This is a genomic window from Micromonospora sp. NBC_00860 (genome assembly GCF_045207375.1).
Lineage (GTDB): Bacteria > Actinomycetota > Actinomycetes > Mycobacteriales > Micromonosporaceae > Micromonospora > Micromonospora vinacea.
In genome coordinates, this window is sequence record NZ_CP108825.1 from 2,801,001 (window position 1) to 2,816,025 (window position 15,025).

Annotated in this window: 15 protein-coding genes; 7 read left to right on the plus strand and 8 right to left on the minus strand. The window is 69.4% G+C overall.

All coding sequences use genetic code 11. The annotated features are described in order from the left end of the window. Window positions 1–124 precede the first annotated feature (124 nt). Both OH804_RS12825 and OH804_RS12830 read left to right on the plus strand, forming a co-directional pair. Complete coding sequence (locus OH804_RS12825; RefSeq protein ID WP_406065277.1) at window positions 125–1,039, plus strand: helix-turn-helix transcriptional regulator; 915 nt, start codon at window positions 125–127, stop codon at window positions 1,037–1,039. 59 nt (window positions 1,040–1,098) lie between these two features. Then, the gene (locus OH804_RS12830; RefSeq protein ID WP_196922891.1) at window positions 1,099–2,016 is read left to right on the plus strand and encodes an NAD(P)-dependent oxidoreductase; all 918 of its coding nucleotides are present in this window, start codon (window positions 1,099–1,101) and stop codon (window positions 2,014–2,016) included. Here OH804_RS12830 and OH804_RS12835 read toward each other — a convergent pair. Next, window positions 1,984–2,904, minus strand: coding sequence for a LysR family transcriptional regulator (locus tag OH804_RS12835; RefSeq protein WP_406065280.1), 921 nt, complete (start codon window positions 2,902–2,904; stop codon window positions 1,984–1,986). The genes OH804_RS12830 and OH804_RS12835 overlap by 33 nt on opposite strands. 168 nt (window positions 2,905–3,072) lie before the next feature. Between OH804_RS12835 and OH804_RS12840 the strand changes: the two genes are divergently transcribed. Further along, the gene (locus OH804_RS12840; RefSeq protein WP_406065282.1) at window positions 3,073–3,792 is read left to right on the plus strand and encodes an SDR family oxidoreductase; all 720 of its coding nucleotides are present in this window, start codon (window positions 3,073–3,075) and stop codon (window positions 3,790–3,792) included. A 142-nt stretch (window positions 3,793–3,934) separates the two neighbouring features. Here the strand turns inward: OH804_RS12840 and OH804_RS12845 are convergent, their stop codons facing one another. Beyond that, on the minus strand, window positions 3,935–4,375 hold the full coding sequence (locus tag OH804_RS12845) for a VOC family protein (protein ID WP_406065284.1): 441 nt from the start codon (window positions 4,373–4,375) through the stop codon (window positions 3,935–3,937). A gap of 388 nt (window positions 4,376–4,763) precedes the next feature. On the opposite strand from OH804_RS12845, the gene OH804_RS12850 reads away from it, so the two are divergent. The 3 genes from OH804_RS12850 (at window position 4,764) to OH804_RS12860 (ending at window position 6,762) form a co-directional block, all read left to right on the plus strand. Continuing rightward, the gene (locus OH804_RS12850) at window positions 4,764–5,207 is read left to right on the plus strand and encodes a peptidoglycan-binding protein (protein WP_196922887.1); all 444 of its coding nucleotides are present in this window, start codon (window positions 4,764–4,766) and stop codon (window positions 5,205–5,207) included. 99 nt (window positions 5,208–5,306) lie between these two features. Then, window positions 5,307–6,335, plus strand: a complete 1,029-nt coding sequence (locus OH804_RS12855; RefSeq protein WP_406065286.1) for an ArsR/SmtB family transcription factor — start codon at window positions 5,307–5,309, stop codon at window positions 6,333–6,335. A gap of 91 nt (window positions 6,336–6,426) precedes the next feature. Further along, a complete protein-coding gene (locus OH804_RS12860; RefSeq protein ID WP_406065288.1) occupies window positions 6,427–6,762 on the plus strand; it encodes a hypothetical protein in 336 nt (111 codons plus the stop codon). 151 nt (window positions 6,763–6,913) lie between these two features. Here OH804_RS12860 and OH804_RS12865 read toward each other — a convergent pair whose 3' ends face one another. The 6 genes from OH804_RS12865 to metH all read right to left on the minus strand — a co-directional run bounded on the left by OH804_RS12865 (window position 6,914) and on the right by metH (window position 13,868). Beyond that, window positions 6,914–7,126, minus strand: a complete 213-nt coding sequence (locus OH804_RS12865) for a hypothetical protein (protein ID WP_196922884.1) — start codon at window positions 7,124–7,126, stop codon at window positions 6,914–6,916. Window positions 7,127–7,169: 43 nt separating this feature from the next. Continuing rightward, entirely contained in the window at window positions 7,170–7,394 is a 225-nt protein-coding gene (locus OH804_RS12870) for a hypothetical protein (protein WP_406065290.1), read from the minus strand. Window positions 7,395–7,521: 127 nt separating this feature from the next. Beyond that, entirely contained in the window at window positions 7,522–8,217 is a 696-nt protein-coding gene (locus OH804_RS12875) for a VOC family protein (protein WP_406065292.1), read from the minus strand. A 126-nt stretch (window positions 8,218–8,343) separates the two neighbouring features. Next, entirely contained in the window at window positions 8,344–9,438 is a 1,095-nt protein-coding gene (locus OH804_RS12880) for a hypothetical protein (protein ID WP_406065294.1), read from the minus strand. Between the two features lie 68 nt (window positions 9,439–9,506). Further along, complete coding sequence (locus tag OH804_RS12885; RefSeq protein WP_406065296.1) at window positions 9,507–10,235, minus strand: hypothetical protein; 729 nt, start codon at window positions 10,233–10,235, stop codon at window positions 9,507–9,509. 132 nt (window positions 10,236–10,367) lie between these two features. Further along, window positions 10,368–13,868: a methionine synthase gene (gene metH / locus OH804_RS12890; protein WP_406066525.1), complete on the minus strand. Its 3,501-nt coding sequence runs from the start codon at window positions 13,866–13,868 to the stop codon at window positions 10,368–10,370. Between the two features lie 276 nt (window positions 13,869–14,144). On the opposite strand from metH, the gene OH804_RS12895 reads away from it, so the two are divergent. Further along, window positions 14,145–15,014, plus strand: coding sequence for a PAC2 family protein (locus OH804_RS12895; protein ID WP_030332815.1), 870 nt, complete (start codon window positions 14,145–14,147; stop codon window positions 15,012–15,014). Window positions 15,015–15,025: the final 11 nt, after the last annotated feature.

Here is a 15,025-nt window from a genome sequence, read left to right on the forward strand (position 1 = left end):
ACGCATTCCATGCTGCTGCCGGGCGGGCGAGCCGAACACGTCTGGCCAGGCCCAGCCGTACCTGGGAACGCCATGCCCACCCAGCCCTTGGGCGCGGGCCGCCGCGCGCGCCATCATTGGCGACATGGTGCGACGCACAGAACTGGCCGACTTCCTGCGGAAATGCCGGGCTGACACGACGCCGGAGGCAGCGGGAATCCTCCCGCTGCCGGGGCGACGCGTCCGCGGCCTGCGCCGGGAGGAGGTAGCTCAGCTCGCCGGGGTGAGCGTCGACTACTACACCCGACTCGAACAGGGCCGGCACAGCAGTCCGTCGGAGGCGGTCATCGACGCGTTGGGCCGTGTCTTCCAACTCGACGCGGCCGCCCGGGCTCACCTTGTCGACCTGGCCCGGCCGGCCCGGCACCGCACCGGGCAGGTGCCGGGCCAGCGGGTCCGGCCGGCGATGCACCAGATGATCGCCTCGATGGTCGACCACCCGGCCTTCATCGTCGGGCGCCGCACCGACATCCTCGCGTCGAACCTGCTGGCCCGCGCCCTCCTCACCGATTGGACCCAACTGCCACCCCGCCAGCGCAACTACACGCGCTGGGTCCTCCTCGACCCCGGCGCCCGCGAGGTCTACCCCGAATGGGCCACCGTGGCGGCTGACGTCGTGGGCACGCTGCGCCTCTACGCCGGCCGGAACCCCGACGACCCGCAGCTCAATGAACTCGTCGGCGAGCTGACCATCAAGAGCCCGCAGTTCCGTACGTGGTGGCACAACCACCGGGTGCACGAGCGGACCCACGGCACCAAGCACATGGTCCACCCCGCGGTGGGACCGATGACCATCCGATACGAGGCGCTGGCACTACCCGGCGACGACGACCAGACGCTCTTCATCTACACCACGGATCCCGGCAGCAGCTCACACGACAACCTGCGCCTGCTCGCGCTCTGGGCGGCACAGCAGCGGTACGACCCAACGACCGGCGCATCCAAGGCCGCTCCCGCCCAGATCGAGGACAGCCCGACCAGGTCTCCGGGCTCAGCCTGATTCCGACGGGCGCCGATCGCCCCTTGACAATCGGTGGTCTCCACCGTGGACGATGCACCGTGCGAATTCTTGTGGTGGGTGGCAGTGGCCTGATCGGCGCTCACGTCGTGGACGTGCTCCGGGAGCGTGGCCACGCCGCCACCACTGTGGCGCGTACCGCCCAGCCGGGCATCGACCACCTGCTCGACGTCGGGTCCGCCTCGATCGAGCAACTGCGGCCGTTGCTCGCCGGCAACGACGGCGTCGTGTACGCCACCCGCACCGAGGAGCAACGGCCGCTGCCCAAGCCGATCTATCCCGAGTTCCGCCGCGACAACGTCGACCCGGTGGTACGTCTGTTCACCGCCGCACGCCTCGAAGGTCTCACCCGGGGTGTCGTGATGGGCTCCTACTACACCTACTTCGACCGGCTCCACCCGCAGTGGCGCCTCGCCGAACGGCACACGTACATCCGGTGCCGCCTGGAGCAGGCCCGGGAGGGGCGGGCCGCCGCCGGTGACAGCCTGCCGGTCGCCGTACTCGAACTACCCTTCGTCTTCGGTCGGGCCGGCGACCGGCTGCCCAACTGGGCCGGTCCGCTGGACCGGTGGGCCCGCTCGCGTACCCCCCTGGTCGCCCCGACCGGCGGAAGCGCCGCGGCGTCCGCCCGCAGCGTGGCCGAGGTCGCGGTCGACGCCCTGGAGCAGGCCAGCGGCGCGGACGTCCCGGTCGCCGACGAGAACCTCAGCTGGCACGACATGATCGCGCGCATCGCCGACGCGGTGGGCCGACCCCGCCGGGTCCGCCGCCTACCGGCCGGGGCGGCGCGGGCCGCGCTGCGACTCGGCGGCGCGGCGCAGGCCCTCGGCCGCAAGGAGTCCGGGGTGAACCCCAGCTACCTCGCCGACCTCCTGCTCGCCGACCTGTTCATCGAACCGACGAGCGGCCGGCCGTTGGAGCCGGCCCTACGCGAGACCTTCCCGGTCGGCGCCGCCTGACCCCCCTTGACGTCGATCATGTGATTGCCTGGCCTGCCGGGCGGCGATCTCCACGAACTCGTGTACCAGGGGTGACTGGTTGTCCTCGGCCCAGGCCAGGCACACCTGGTTGTGTCCGAGGTCGGCGACGGACACGTGGACGACATCCGGTCTCGTGTAGAACGTCGCCGTCGACAGCGGCAGGATCACCATCCCGGCGGACGCGGCGACATGCTCCAGCTTCTCCTCGACGGAATTCAGCTCGGGCCGGGGGCCGGAGTCGGGGTCCGTCGGGCGGTTCGGCAGGTCCCGCCACTCCGGCACCGCGTCCGGGTCCTGCAGCAGCCGTTCCTCGACCAACTCGGCGAGATCGACCGACTCCTTGCCGGACAGGCGGTGATCCGTGGGCAGGACGACGACGCGGGGCTCGGTGAACAGTGGGCGCAGGCGCAGGCCGCGCTGGTCGACCGGCAGCCGCACGTAACTGACGTCCGCGCGCCCCTCGCGGACGATCTCGGCCTGGTCGTCCCAGGACGTACGGACGACGTTGACGGCCAGGTCGGGGTGCCGCTGACCAATGGCACGGGCTTCGGCGGTGACGAGAACGCCGGGCATGAACGCGATGGTGAAGGTCGGCCTGCCGTGCACGGCCCGTTGCACCCGCCGCCGCAGGGCCTCGGCCGAGGCGAGCAGCGGACCGGCGTCGGTCAGCAGCTGGCGGCCGGCGTCGGTCAGCACGGTGGAGCGGCGGTCCCGGACGAAGAGTTCGGCGCGCAGTTCGTGCTCGAAGGCCCGGATCTGGCGCGACAGGACCGGCTGGGCGATGCGCAGCCGCGCGGCGGCCCGACCGAAGTGCAGCTCCTCCGCGACCGCCACGAAGTAGCGGAGCTTGCGCAGATCGACGTCCACCCTGCCCCCGTCCGGTTTCCGCTCCGGGCGGTTCCACGATACCCGCCGGGCATGACCGGGGTGATGCTCAACGGGCATCACAGGAGGTGAAAGAGGTCTTGGACGCGGACGTTCCCGGCGGAGCACGGTGGTAACCGCTCCCACCACACCATCCGGAAGGACACGATCATGACCCTCATCGACAAGCGCGTCGTCGTACTCGGCGGAACCTCGGGGATCGGCCTCGCCACCGCCGCCCGCGCCGCCCGCGAGGGCGCCCAGGTCGTGGTCGCCTCCAGCAACCAGCGCAGCGTGGACCGCGCCCTCACGATCCTGCCGACCACCACCCAGGGGTACGTCGCCGACCTCACCGAACCCGACGCCGTGTCCCGGCTGTTCCACGGTCTCGGCTCGTTCGACCACCTCGTCTACACCGCCGGCGAACCCCTCGCGCTGATGTCCGTCGACGCCCTCGACCTCGCCGCCGCCCGGGCCGCCTTCGACCTGCGCTACTTCGGCTCCCTGTCGGCGGTCAACGCGGCACTGCCCTACCTACGCCCCGGTGGATCGATCACCCTCACCACCGGCACCGCCAACCACCGACCCAGCGCCGGCTGGTCGGTCGCGGCCAGCATCACCGGGGCGATCGACGCGCTCGTCCGCGCGCTCGCCGTCGAACTCGCCCCAATCCGGGTCAACGCCGTCTCCGCAGGCGTGATCCGCTCCCCGCTCTGGGACTCCCTGCCCGAGGAGACCCGGGAGCAGATGTACGCGCAGCTCAGCGAATCGCTGCCGCTCGGCCGGGTGGGCGAGCCCGAGGAGGTCGCCGAGGCGTTCGTCTACCTCCTGCGGGCGACCTACGCCACCGGCACTGTGGTGACCGTGGACGGCGGCACCCTGGTCGCCTGACCCCGTCACCTGCTGCCGGGCTCTGCACCCCGCGCCCCGCGCCCTCCAAGATCGCACTACTTCAGGGATCTAGTGGTCTCCGTCGCCCGAGAGGCCCCTATATCCCTGAAGTAGTGCGGGCGGGACGGTCCTGCGGTGGCCGTCATCGGAGCTGTTCGGCCAGGCCGACGACGATGCCCTCGGGGCCGCGGAGGTAGCAGAGCCGGTAAATGTCCTCGAACTGCGCCAATTCCCCGACGAGCTCGGCGCCGTGGCCGCGCAGCCGGGCAACGACGTCCTCGATGTCGTCGACGGCGAACATGATGCGCCGAATGCCCCGCGTGTTCGCCGGTGCATCCTTCGGTTCCGCGCTGATCGCCGTCGGTCGGCGGAACATCGCCAGCTCGACCTTGCCGTGACCGTCCGGGGTACGCAGCATCGCGACCTCCTGCCGGACGTCGTCGATGCCGATGACACGCTCCACCCACCGCCCCTCGACCGGACCTCGCCCTTCCACCTCCATGCCAAGTTCGACGAAGAACGCGATGACCGCGTCAAGGTCCTCGACAACGATGAGGACGTTGTCCATCCGCTGGATCGCCATGCTGGATCTCCCTGCTCTGGTGCGGTCACGGTGACCCCACCCTCCCCGAGGACGGAGCCACTCGTCCGTTCTCGACATCCATAGCGGCCCGCCTTGGCGCGTGGCGGGCCGCTAGCCGTCGGCCCGGCTGTGCGGAGGCACGAGCATTCTCGACACGCCCGTCTCCACGTCGTACTCATAACCAGAGATCTTGATCTGGTCAGACAACAGGTGGCCCATTTCTGGACCCTAAGCGAGGCGCCCTGCCGCCCGGCCGCGTATCTGCGATGTGGCCTGATCAGCGCCTGTTCCGCAGGAGTTAACACCGTTGGTCGGTCCGGGACCCGTCAGTAGCGTCGTGCGCGTTCGGTCGACGACCTGATCGGCCTTGACCACAAGGAGAAAACGGATGGTCTCTGCGTTTGCGCGGCGCCTCGCCAGCGTGGTAGTCGCTGGCACGGTTCTGGCCGGGGCGATGCTCACGTCGGCGGGCCCGGCCGCAGCCGCCTACCCCACCTGCTACGGCAAACGGAAGGTGGCGACGGCCCCGTACAACGAGCTGGTGTGGATTCCCGCCGTGTCGTCCACCGGCTCGACCAGCTGCAACCTGCGCCTGGGCAACTACAACAACACCGGTGTCAGCGTGCTCCAGGATGCGATCAACAGGTGCAACCGGCCGCAGAACTTCGCCCCGATTGTCGTAGACGGCGACTTCGGGCAGAAGACCAAGGATCTGCTCATCGTGGCGCAGGCGATCCGGGAGACGACGACGGACGGCATCTACGGCCCCCTCACCCGGGATGCGCTCTTCTGGCCACTGCCATCCGGGGAAGGCTGCCGCGCGGTCCTCTGACCGCCGGTCAGTCGTCGCGGGTTGTGTCGGCACGGCTGACGGCGTCACCGCCACCATCCGGGCCTTGCGAGCGGACCGCGGCCACCCGATCATCGCCGTGTGCTGCGCATCCACTTCTCCCGCGAAGATTTGGCGCGTATCCATTTCGCGCCCGGCGTCGACTGGTTCTGGGAGACCGCACTTAGCATCCACCAGCTGCGTCTGCGCGACTCCCATCCCCTTCTCGACTCGTGGAAGCGGTCCGCGCGGCAACAGCTACATCCCTCCGCCGGGCTGAGAGCGAAGACGAACCTGATCATCGCTCTCAGCCCGCCCCGCGGCTACTTCCCCGACTTCCTCACACCCCCGGACCAGGGGTTCGATTCTGGCGTCGAGGCCATCCTGTCCACCCCCCGCGCGCGACTGCAACAGGAGATCGGTCTACTCGCCGCGTCCAACAAGGACGTCCGCGCCGGCGTCGACAGCCTCGCCCGAGGCCAACCGGCGGCGCTGGCCGCCCTCGGGACCGCCCTACGGGCCTACCGCGACGTGGTGCTGGCACCGATGTGGGCACAGGTGTCCGCCGCAGTCCAGACCGACCTGCAACGCCGCCTGCGGCACCTGGTCGCCGGAGGATGGGCGCAGGTGCTCGACACCCTGCACCCCCAGGCCAGATACGCCGACGGCACCCTGCACGTCGCGCAGTGGGGCGTGGCCCGCGACAGCGACCTGCACCTCGACGGACGCGGGCTGACCCTGATTCCGTCGTACTTCAAGGAAGCCCGGCAGCTGATGGTGCTCGCCGACTTCGACCTGCCGCCGGTGCTGGTCTACCCGATCGACCCCGCCATCCGGGTCCTCACGGACGCCAGTCACTCACCCCTGGCCGCGCTGATCGGCGCCACCCGCAGCCGCATCCTCGAACTCGCGGCGGGCCGCAACACCTCCGAGATCGCCCGGATCGCCGGCATCTCCGTGCCGGCGGCGAGCAAACACCTGGCGGTACTGCGCCAGAACAACGTCATCACCAGCGTTCGACGTGGTGGCATGGTCATCCACACCACGACCGCGCTCGGCATGGCGCTGCTACAAGGCGACGGCGTGACCGCGGCTGGGGTCAACGTCGCTGGTGTACGCGCCACTAAGTAGCTGGCGCGGCCATGCGACGCCGCACGGCCCGGCGATGGCCGGGATGTGTGGGGAGGCCGGATGATCGAGGTAACGGGACCCGTCAGGACTGATGCTGGCATGCAGGTGCTCTGGAACCCGGCCACACGGCGGCTGGAAGGCTGAGTGGGTGGGGCTGAAGAACGAGTTCGCGGCACAGCTTGCCGAGGCGCGCCTGGCTGAATGGCAACGCGCCAACTACGGCGACTGGCGGGCGATGCTCGACGACAAGGAGGTACGCACCGTCGTCGGGGCGGACGGCACGCGGTACTGCATGGTCAGCTACGCCCTCGATGACGGCGACGGGCGTATCCGTATGTCCGTCGCCGTGGATCACGGGACCTGGTCGGCGTTCGTACCGCTGGTGCGCGACGAGATCATGAATCCGGATGGCACGTTCGTGGAGTGAGGAGCGGTCAGCTGCTGCGACAGTGTGCCGGCAGCCGTCCGTGCGTCCGGGCTCGATCGACGTGAGGCGAATATCGGCGGAGACGCCGACGGACTATCGCACCAGTCGCCCGGCGTGGGGGCGCCAGGTCAGGCTGCGGTCTTGCGGATGATCAGTCCCGGTCCCACTCCGACGAGGCACTGAGCACCAGCGGGATCGTGTCGACCAACTCTCGCGGCCCTTCCATCTGCCACGCACGTACACAGCAGCCGCAGCCGGTCTCCGCTATTGAGGTCAACGACTCGCGATAGCGCGCGATCCACGTTTCGGCGTCGGCCACCTCATGAGGCACGTCCACGCGAGCCATCATGCTGAATCGAGACATGGCGACACCGTAGCGGGAACCAGGCACGGTCCAGGCCCCCGCGCTACCACCGCCGACGCCATTCGACGGCACCCCGATGCGCCACCGCCGGGGCGTCTCCGCGCTGGACGTACAGCACCTCGTCCTCAACCCACCAGACGTCACCGGCACGAAGAAAGACGGGAGATGCCAACGTCAGGGCGAGGCAACAGCCGTCGGAGCTGCCGGGCAAGCCCTCCAGGTCGTCCACCAACGCCGCCCGGCCTGCTGTGACGGGCTCGGTCTTCACGCCACCATCTTGCCGGTGCCCGGATACCGGCCAGGACCAGGATTCATTGCGGGCTGCCTCCTTGATGACACCGGCGGTGAGCACGGTCGCCAACGGCCGCGACCTCTGACTGGCCGGTCAGCCCGGTCTACGAGTCGTCTCGGCCCTGCCAGGTCGTCACACAAGCCTCGTTACCCTCGATGTCGGCGAGAACCCAGAAGGCGGGGGCACGGGACGCGGACACCAGTCGGCCACCGGCCGTCAGCGCGGCGTCGATCCGCCGTGGTGCCTCGTCGTGCGGGACGCAGATGTCGAAGTGGATGCGATTCCGGCTCGGGCGTGGCTGATCCATCTGCTGAAACCACATCGCCGGACCCTGCCCGACCGGGTCGACGATCGGATCCTCGGGACCATCGGCTCCCGCCTCGTCCGTGTAGCCCAGCACGGCCTTCCAGAACGGCCGGACCGCTGCGATGTCGAGCGCGTCGATAGCGATCTCCACGAGCTGGACCGACCGCGGAGCTCCCGTACCGATCTCAGGCTCCGTCCGGAGCCCGACGTTCCGCATGGCGGCGGAAAGCCGATGCGCAAGGTCGATATCGCAAGCGGTGAGCGCCGCCTGATCCAACGACTGCAGGGTCAAGACGACCCGGTCGGACCGGATGTCAGCGCGTAGGTGCCCATCGGCGTCGCTACCGCAGGCCGCCACTACGCGCGCCGCCACCTCCGTTGCCTGGACCAATGAGCCGACGGGGACCGACGTGCGCAACGCGCCCAGCAGATACCGCCATCCCTGGTCGCTGATCGCATCCGAGGCCGCCTGCCGACTCAGCGCCTGGTCCATGTAGGCATCCTCACATGCGCCCGTAATGAGTTCCGCACGCTGGCAAGGTTCTCCAACATGTCTGCGCTGGTAGCGGGGCCCGTCGAGGGCTGAACGTCCATGTTCCACGCAGCGTGCGGCGCGCGATTAGCCGTCGAACCGTTCCCAGATGAAGTCCGGCGCGCGCAGCAGTCGCAGCGCCGACCGGTATCGGCTTCCTGCGTATACCTCTACTGATCCATCGGGGCAGGCCGCGGTCGTGACGACGAGCCCGGGAGCTACGTAATGCTGGGTAGGGTCTCCGGGCCATCGCATGGGTTGCAGAGGTACCTGATGCAGCGGTTCAACCAACCGCCGCGCCTGCTCGGCTGCAACAGTCGCGAAGCCACCAAAGGGACTGGAGTATGACGCCTCGCAGAGAAGGAACTGCAACAGGAACGCACTTAAGGGCTCCCGCTCGTGCTTCGCGTGCAGTCCGCTGTACTGAACTGTCGGGTCAGCCTCGGTCGGGTCCAGCAACATCGCGAAGACGCCCTGGCTCTCCGCCCCGAACTGCACCAGCCCGTCGTCCTCGTCCTCGAGCTCGTCGGCAGTGTAGAGCTGGTTGTGTAACCCGTACACCTCTTCGCGGCCGGCAGCCGCCCGGTAGAAGGCGAGCAACGGTTCGGGAAGTACCCGGTCCACGTCGCCAAGCGCATCGTCGCCTCGTGGGACGTCGGCGTACCAATCGGCCACGAACTCACCCAACGCGGCGACACCGTCGTAGGGCAGGAACCCGAGCCAGTTGAGGCCGGGAAGCGGGTGCTGCGATGTGGGCCGTACGCGGTCGAGAACGTAAAACGGCAGACGGTCTGTGATGTGCAGCTGGCAGAACGACAGTTTGCCTGGCAGACGATACGGAAACGGGCTGTCCTCAGCTATGTCACCCGGTTCGTGACGGCTGACCGCATGCCGCAACTCGCCCAACGACATGAATCCCTCTGGGAGGCGGACGAATCCGAGGCGCGGAAGCTCGGACCCGGCCAACCGGGCTTCCACACCTTCGGGGAAGGGCCCATGCAGCGCCAGATCGTCAAAGTTCTGCACCGCGCTGCCGTCGGGCCGGTCCCCGGCCTGGACGATGACCAGCGTCGCCGACGGCCCGACCACGAAGCTGACATCGCCACCCGACAGCACCTGCGCTCGCGCTCCCGCATACGACAGCACATCGGCTTCCGCAACGACACACCACGGCTCAGGCACGCGGCAAGGCTAGATGATTTCTACGCTCATCGGGTGTCCAGGCGTCGTCCCTAGCAATCGTTGGAGTACTAGAGCAGCGCATTTCCCAGAGTCCAATCTCCAGGGACGAGACGGTAGATCCGCCGCAGATCGTCTGCCGTCCGGCCCCGGACGAACAGCCACGCCCACTCGCCTGCCCCGTCTAGGCGCAGCAACTGGCCCGGCGCGGAGAACCAGCGAACTGGCTCCGCCGGTTCAGACCACATCGGGTACTCAGGAAAGTTGACCCGCTGGTAGTTCGCCTCGACCACGCTGATCAGCTCGGCCGGTAGCTCGGCGGCGTTCTCCAGGTACTCGGAACCGAACAGCACCTCGGTGAGCACCATCTCCACGCAGGCCAACGAGACACTGTCCAGGAACGGCCGCCAGCCCTCCCCGTGCTCCACGACCACTGGCGGATCCAGGTCAGCGATGTCGGCCAGCGGTATTCCCCACGAAGCCACGCCTTGGTTCTCGTCGCGAAAAACCAGCACCTCGCCGCGCTCGTCGACCCCCAGGACGCGTGGTGGCAACAGCCGGTCCTGGTTCCTTGTCAGGTCATCGCGCCGACCGAACAGCAGGTACGCCTCACGCAACGCCGCCGGAAGCTCGAATCCCAGCGCCTGTTCCGCGTCACGCACCTCTTCGCGGTCAACCCCGTCACCGTCGCGCAACGGCCTGGTCCACTCAGCTGCGAAGGCCCGGATGAAGCGCCAGGCCTCCGCCCGACCGCCGATCCCAGACAACATGGCTTCCCCGACATCGAACCTGTCCGTCATCCAACCCTGCCCATCCGCGCCCCGTCTACGGAGGCTGAGGCTAGCGCCCGAGTTGACAGCCTGAAGACGGCATGACCATGGTCCAGGGGCCTTCCGGGCGACCTGAGGTGCAGCTCAGGTCGCCCGCCGCCGCTACTTGGCGTTGAAGTAGTTGGCCTCCGGGTGGTGGACCACGATCGCGTCGGTGGCCTGCTCCGGCATGAGCTGGAACTCCTCGGACAGCTCGACCCCGATCCGGTCCGCGCCGAGCAGGTCCATGATCTTCGCCCGGTCCTCCAGGTCGGGGCAGGCCGGGTAGCCGAACGCGTACCGGCAGCCCCGGTAGTCGTTGTGCAGGATGCCGGCCAGGTCCGCCGGGTCGTCGTGCCCCAGCGGACGACCGTCGGGCAGGGTCATCTCGGCGCGGATGCGCTGGTGCCAGTATTCGGCCAGCGCCTCGGTGAGCTGCACGGACAGCCCGTGCACCTCCAGGTAGTCGCGGTACTCGTTGCGGGCGAACAGCTTCGCCGCGTACTCGCTGACCGGCTGGCCGACGGTGACCAGTTGCAACGCGACCACATCGAGCTGGTCGCCCTGGGGCCTGAAGAAGTCCGCCAGGCAGAGCCGCCGCTCCTGCCGCTGCCGGGGGAAGGAGAACCGGGCGCGCTCCGCGTGCCCGTTCTCGTCGAGCACCACCAGGTCGTTGCCCTCGGAGTACGCGGGGAAGTAGCCGTACACCACGGCTGCCTCAAGGACCTGGTCGGCGATCAGCCGGTCCAGCCAGTACCGCAGGCGCGGCCGGCCCTCGGTCTCGACCAGTTCCTCGTAGGAGGGTCCGCTGCCGCCCCGGGCGCCGCGCAGCCCCCACTGCCCGGAGAAGGTGGCCCGCTCGTCGAGCAGCGCCGCGTAGTCGGCCATCGGCACGCCCTTGACGACCCGGGTGCCGAAGAACGGCGGGGTGGGCACCGCCACGTCGGCGGCCACGTCCGAGCGGACCGAGGAGTCGTGCAGCTCCGGCAGCGAGGTGGTGACCATGGAGCGCTGCCGTTCCCGGCGCGCCCGCCGGGCCGCGAGAGCCGCCTCCCGCTCCGGGTCGATCACCGGGGCGCCGCCACGCTTGGCGGTCATCACCTTGTCCATCAGGGACAGGCCCTCGAACGCGTCCCGCGCGTAGTGCACCTGCCCGGGGAACGTCGACCGCAGGTCGTCCTCGACGTAGGCGCGGGTCAGCGCCGCCCCACCGAGCAGGACGGGCCAACGCTCCGCTACCCCGCGGGTGGCCATCTCGGCCAGGTTCTCCTTCATGATGACTGTGCTCTTCACCAGCAGCCCGGACATGCCGATCGCGTCGGCGCGGTGCTGCTCGGCGGCGTCCAGGATGGCGCTGATCGGCTGCTTGATGCCGATGTTCACCACCTCGTAGCCGTTGTTGGACAGGATGATGTCGACGAGGTTCTTGCCGATGTCGTGCACGTCGCCGCGCACTGTGGCGAGCACGATGCGACCCTTGCCGCCGTCCTCCGCGGTCTCCATGTGCGGTTCCAGGTAGGCCACCGCGGTCTTCATCACCTCGGCGGACTGGAGCACGAACGGCAACTGCATCTGGCCGGAGCCGAACAGCTCACCGACCACCTTCATGCCGTCCAGCAGGATGTCGTTGATGATCGACAACGGGGACCGGCCGCCGGCCATCGCCTCGTCCAGGTCGGCCTCCAGGCCGTTGCGCTCGCCGTCGATGATCCGCCGCTTGAGCCGCTCGTCCAGCGGCAGCGCCGCCAGCTCCTGGGCGCGGGTGGCCCGGGCACTGGTCACGTCGACGCCCTCGAAGAGCTCCAGGAAGCGCTGCACCGGGTCGTACCCCTCGCGGCGCCTGTCGTAGACCAGGTCCAGGGCGACCTCGCGCTGCTCGTCGGGAATCTTCGACATCGGCAGGATCTTGCTGGCGTGCACGATCGCCGAGGTCAGCCCGGCCTGCACGCACTCGTGCAGGAACACCGAGTTGAGCACCTGCCGGGCCGCCGGGTTGAGCCCGAAGGAGATGTTCGAGATGCCCAGTGTGAAGTTGACGCCCGGGTAGCGGCGGGAGATCTCCCGGATCGCCTCGATCGTCTCGAGGCCGTCGCGGCGGGTCTCTTCCTGCCCGGTGGCGATCGGGAAGGTCAGCGCGTCGATCAGGATGTCGGCGCGGTCCATGCCCCACCGGCCGGTCAGGTCGTCGATCAACCGCGCCGCGACCCGGACCTTCCACTCCTGGGTACGGGCCTGCCCCTCCTCGTCGATGAGCAGCGCCACCACCGACGCGCCGTGCTCGCGGACGATCGGCATCACCCGGGCGTACCGGGACTCGGGGCCGTCGCCGTCCTCGAAGTTCACCGAGTTGACCACGCAGCGGCCGCCGAGCATCTCCAGCCCGGCCTCCACCACGTTCGGCTCGGTGGAGTCCAACATGATCGGCAGCGTCGACGCGGTGGCGAACCGGCCGGCCAGCTCCCGCATGTCCTGCGTGCCGTCCCGGCCGACGTAGTCCACGCACAGGTCGAGCAGGTGCGAGCCGTCGCGCGCCTGACTGCGGGCGATCTCCACACAGGCCCGCCAGTCACCGGCGAGCATCGCCTCCCGGAACGCCTTCGAGCCGTTGGCGTTGGTCCGCTCCCCCACCATCAGCACCGACGCGTCCTGGGCGAACGGCACCGGGTGGTACACCGAGGAGACGCCCGCCTCGTGCTGAGGCTCGCGGGCCGGGGCGGTGGCGCCGTGCAGCCGCTCGGACAGCACCCGGATGTGCTCCGGGGTGGTGCCGCAGCAGCCGCCGATCAGCCCCACGCCGTACTCGGTGATGAACCGCTCCAGGGCCTCGGCCAGCTCCACGGGAGTCAGCGGGAAGTACGCCCCGTCGGCGGTCAGCACCGGCAGGCCGGCGTTCGGCATCACCGACAGCGGGATCCGGGAGTGCTGCGACAGGTAGCGCAGATGCTCGCTCATCTCGGCCGGGCCGGTGGAACAGTTGAGCCCGATCAGGTCCACCCCGAGCGGCTCGATCGCGGCGAGGGCCGCGCCGATCTCACTGCCGACCAGCATCGTGCCGGTGGTCTCGACAGCGACGTGACAGATGATCGGCACCGACTGGCCCAGCTCGGCCATCGCCCGCTTCGACCCGACCACTGCCGCCTTCACCTGGAGCAGGTCCTGGCAGGTCTCGATGATCAGTGCGTCCGCGCCGCCGACGATCAGACCCGCGGCGTTCTCCTGGTAGGCGTCGCGCAGGGTCGAGTAGGGGGCGTGCCCGAGGGTGGGCAGCTTGGTGCCCGGCCCGATCGAGCCGAGCACGAACCGGGGCCGCTCGGGGGTGCTGGCCGCGTCGGCGGCCTCCCGGGCGATCCGGGCGCCCGCCTCGGACAACTCGCGGATGCGGTGCGGGATGTCGTACTCGGCGAGGTTGGCGAGGTTGGCGCCGAAGGTGTTGGTCTCCACGCAGTCGGCGCCGACCGCCAGGTAGGCGTCGTGCACCCCACGCACCACGTCCGGGCGGGTGACGTTGAGGATCTCGTTGCACCCCTCCAGCCCGTCGAAGTCGTCGAGCGAGAGGTCCGCGGCCTGCAGCATCGTGCCCATCGCGCCGTCGGCGATGAGGATCCGGTCTGCCAGCACATCCATCAATGAAGTCCGCACCCGTTCAGGTTAATGCGATCGGACCGCACTCCACGACCGCCCTCGAGCGATCCCCTATTGTGTCACCGGGATCACCCTGTCTGGTTCGTTCGGGTATGACCTGTTGCCGGACCGGCCGACCGGCGCGGCCGACGGGCCGCACCCTCGCCCGACACGTAGGCTGACGGACGTGAAGGACAACAGGGACGCCGCCGTGCCCCACGGTATGACGACCGGGCGCGGTCCCGGCGCCAGCCGCGACGAGCAGGGTGAGGTGACGGCGTGACCGAGTTCGACGGACTGCCGGTGCTGCGGTCCCCGGTGGCGATCGCCGCGTTCGAGGGTTGGAATGACGCCGCCGACGCGTCCACCGCGGCGGTCGAGCACCTGGAACAGGTCTGGAACGCCCGACAGATCGCCGAGCTGGATCCGGAGGACTTCTACGACTTCCAGGTCAGCCGGCCCACCATCACGATGGCCGACGGGGAGACCCGGCGGGTGGAGTGGCCGACGACCCGGTTCATGGTGGCCAGCCCGGAGGGCACCGACCGTGACGTGGTGCTGATCCGCGGCATCGAGCCGAGCATGCGCTGGCGGACGTTCTGCGAGCAGGTGCTGGAGATCTGCCACAGCCTGGAGGTGGAACGGGTGGTGCTGCTCGGCGCGTTGCTGGCCGACGTGCCGTACACCCGGCCGCTGCCCATCAGCGGCAGCGCCTCCGACGCGCAGGCCGCCGAGCGCTACCAGCTCACCCCCACCCGGTACGACGGTCCGACCGGCATCGTCGGCGTGCTGCACGACGCCTGCACCCGCGCCGAGGTGGACGCCGTCTCGTTCTGGGTGCACGTGCCGCACTACGCCAACAACCCGCCCTGCCCGAAGGCCACCCTCGCCCTGCTGCACCGGGTCGAGGAGGTCGTCGACCTGCCGGTGCCGATGGCCGACCTGGCGGAGGAGTCCGCCGAGTGGGAGCAACGGGTACGCAGCGCCGCCGAGCAGGACGCCGAGCTGGGCGAATACGTCCGCGAGCTGGAAGAACGGGTCGGCGACGAGGGAATCACCCCGTTGACCGGTGACGAGATCGCCCAGGAGTTCGAGAAGTACCTGCGCCGCCGGGGCGGTTCGGCCGGTCCCACCGCCGGCTCCTGGTAACACCATTTCGC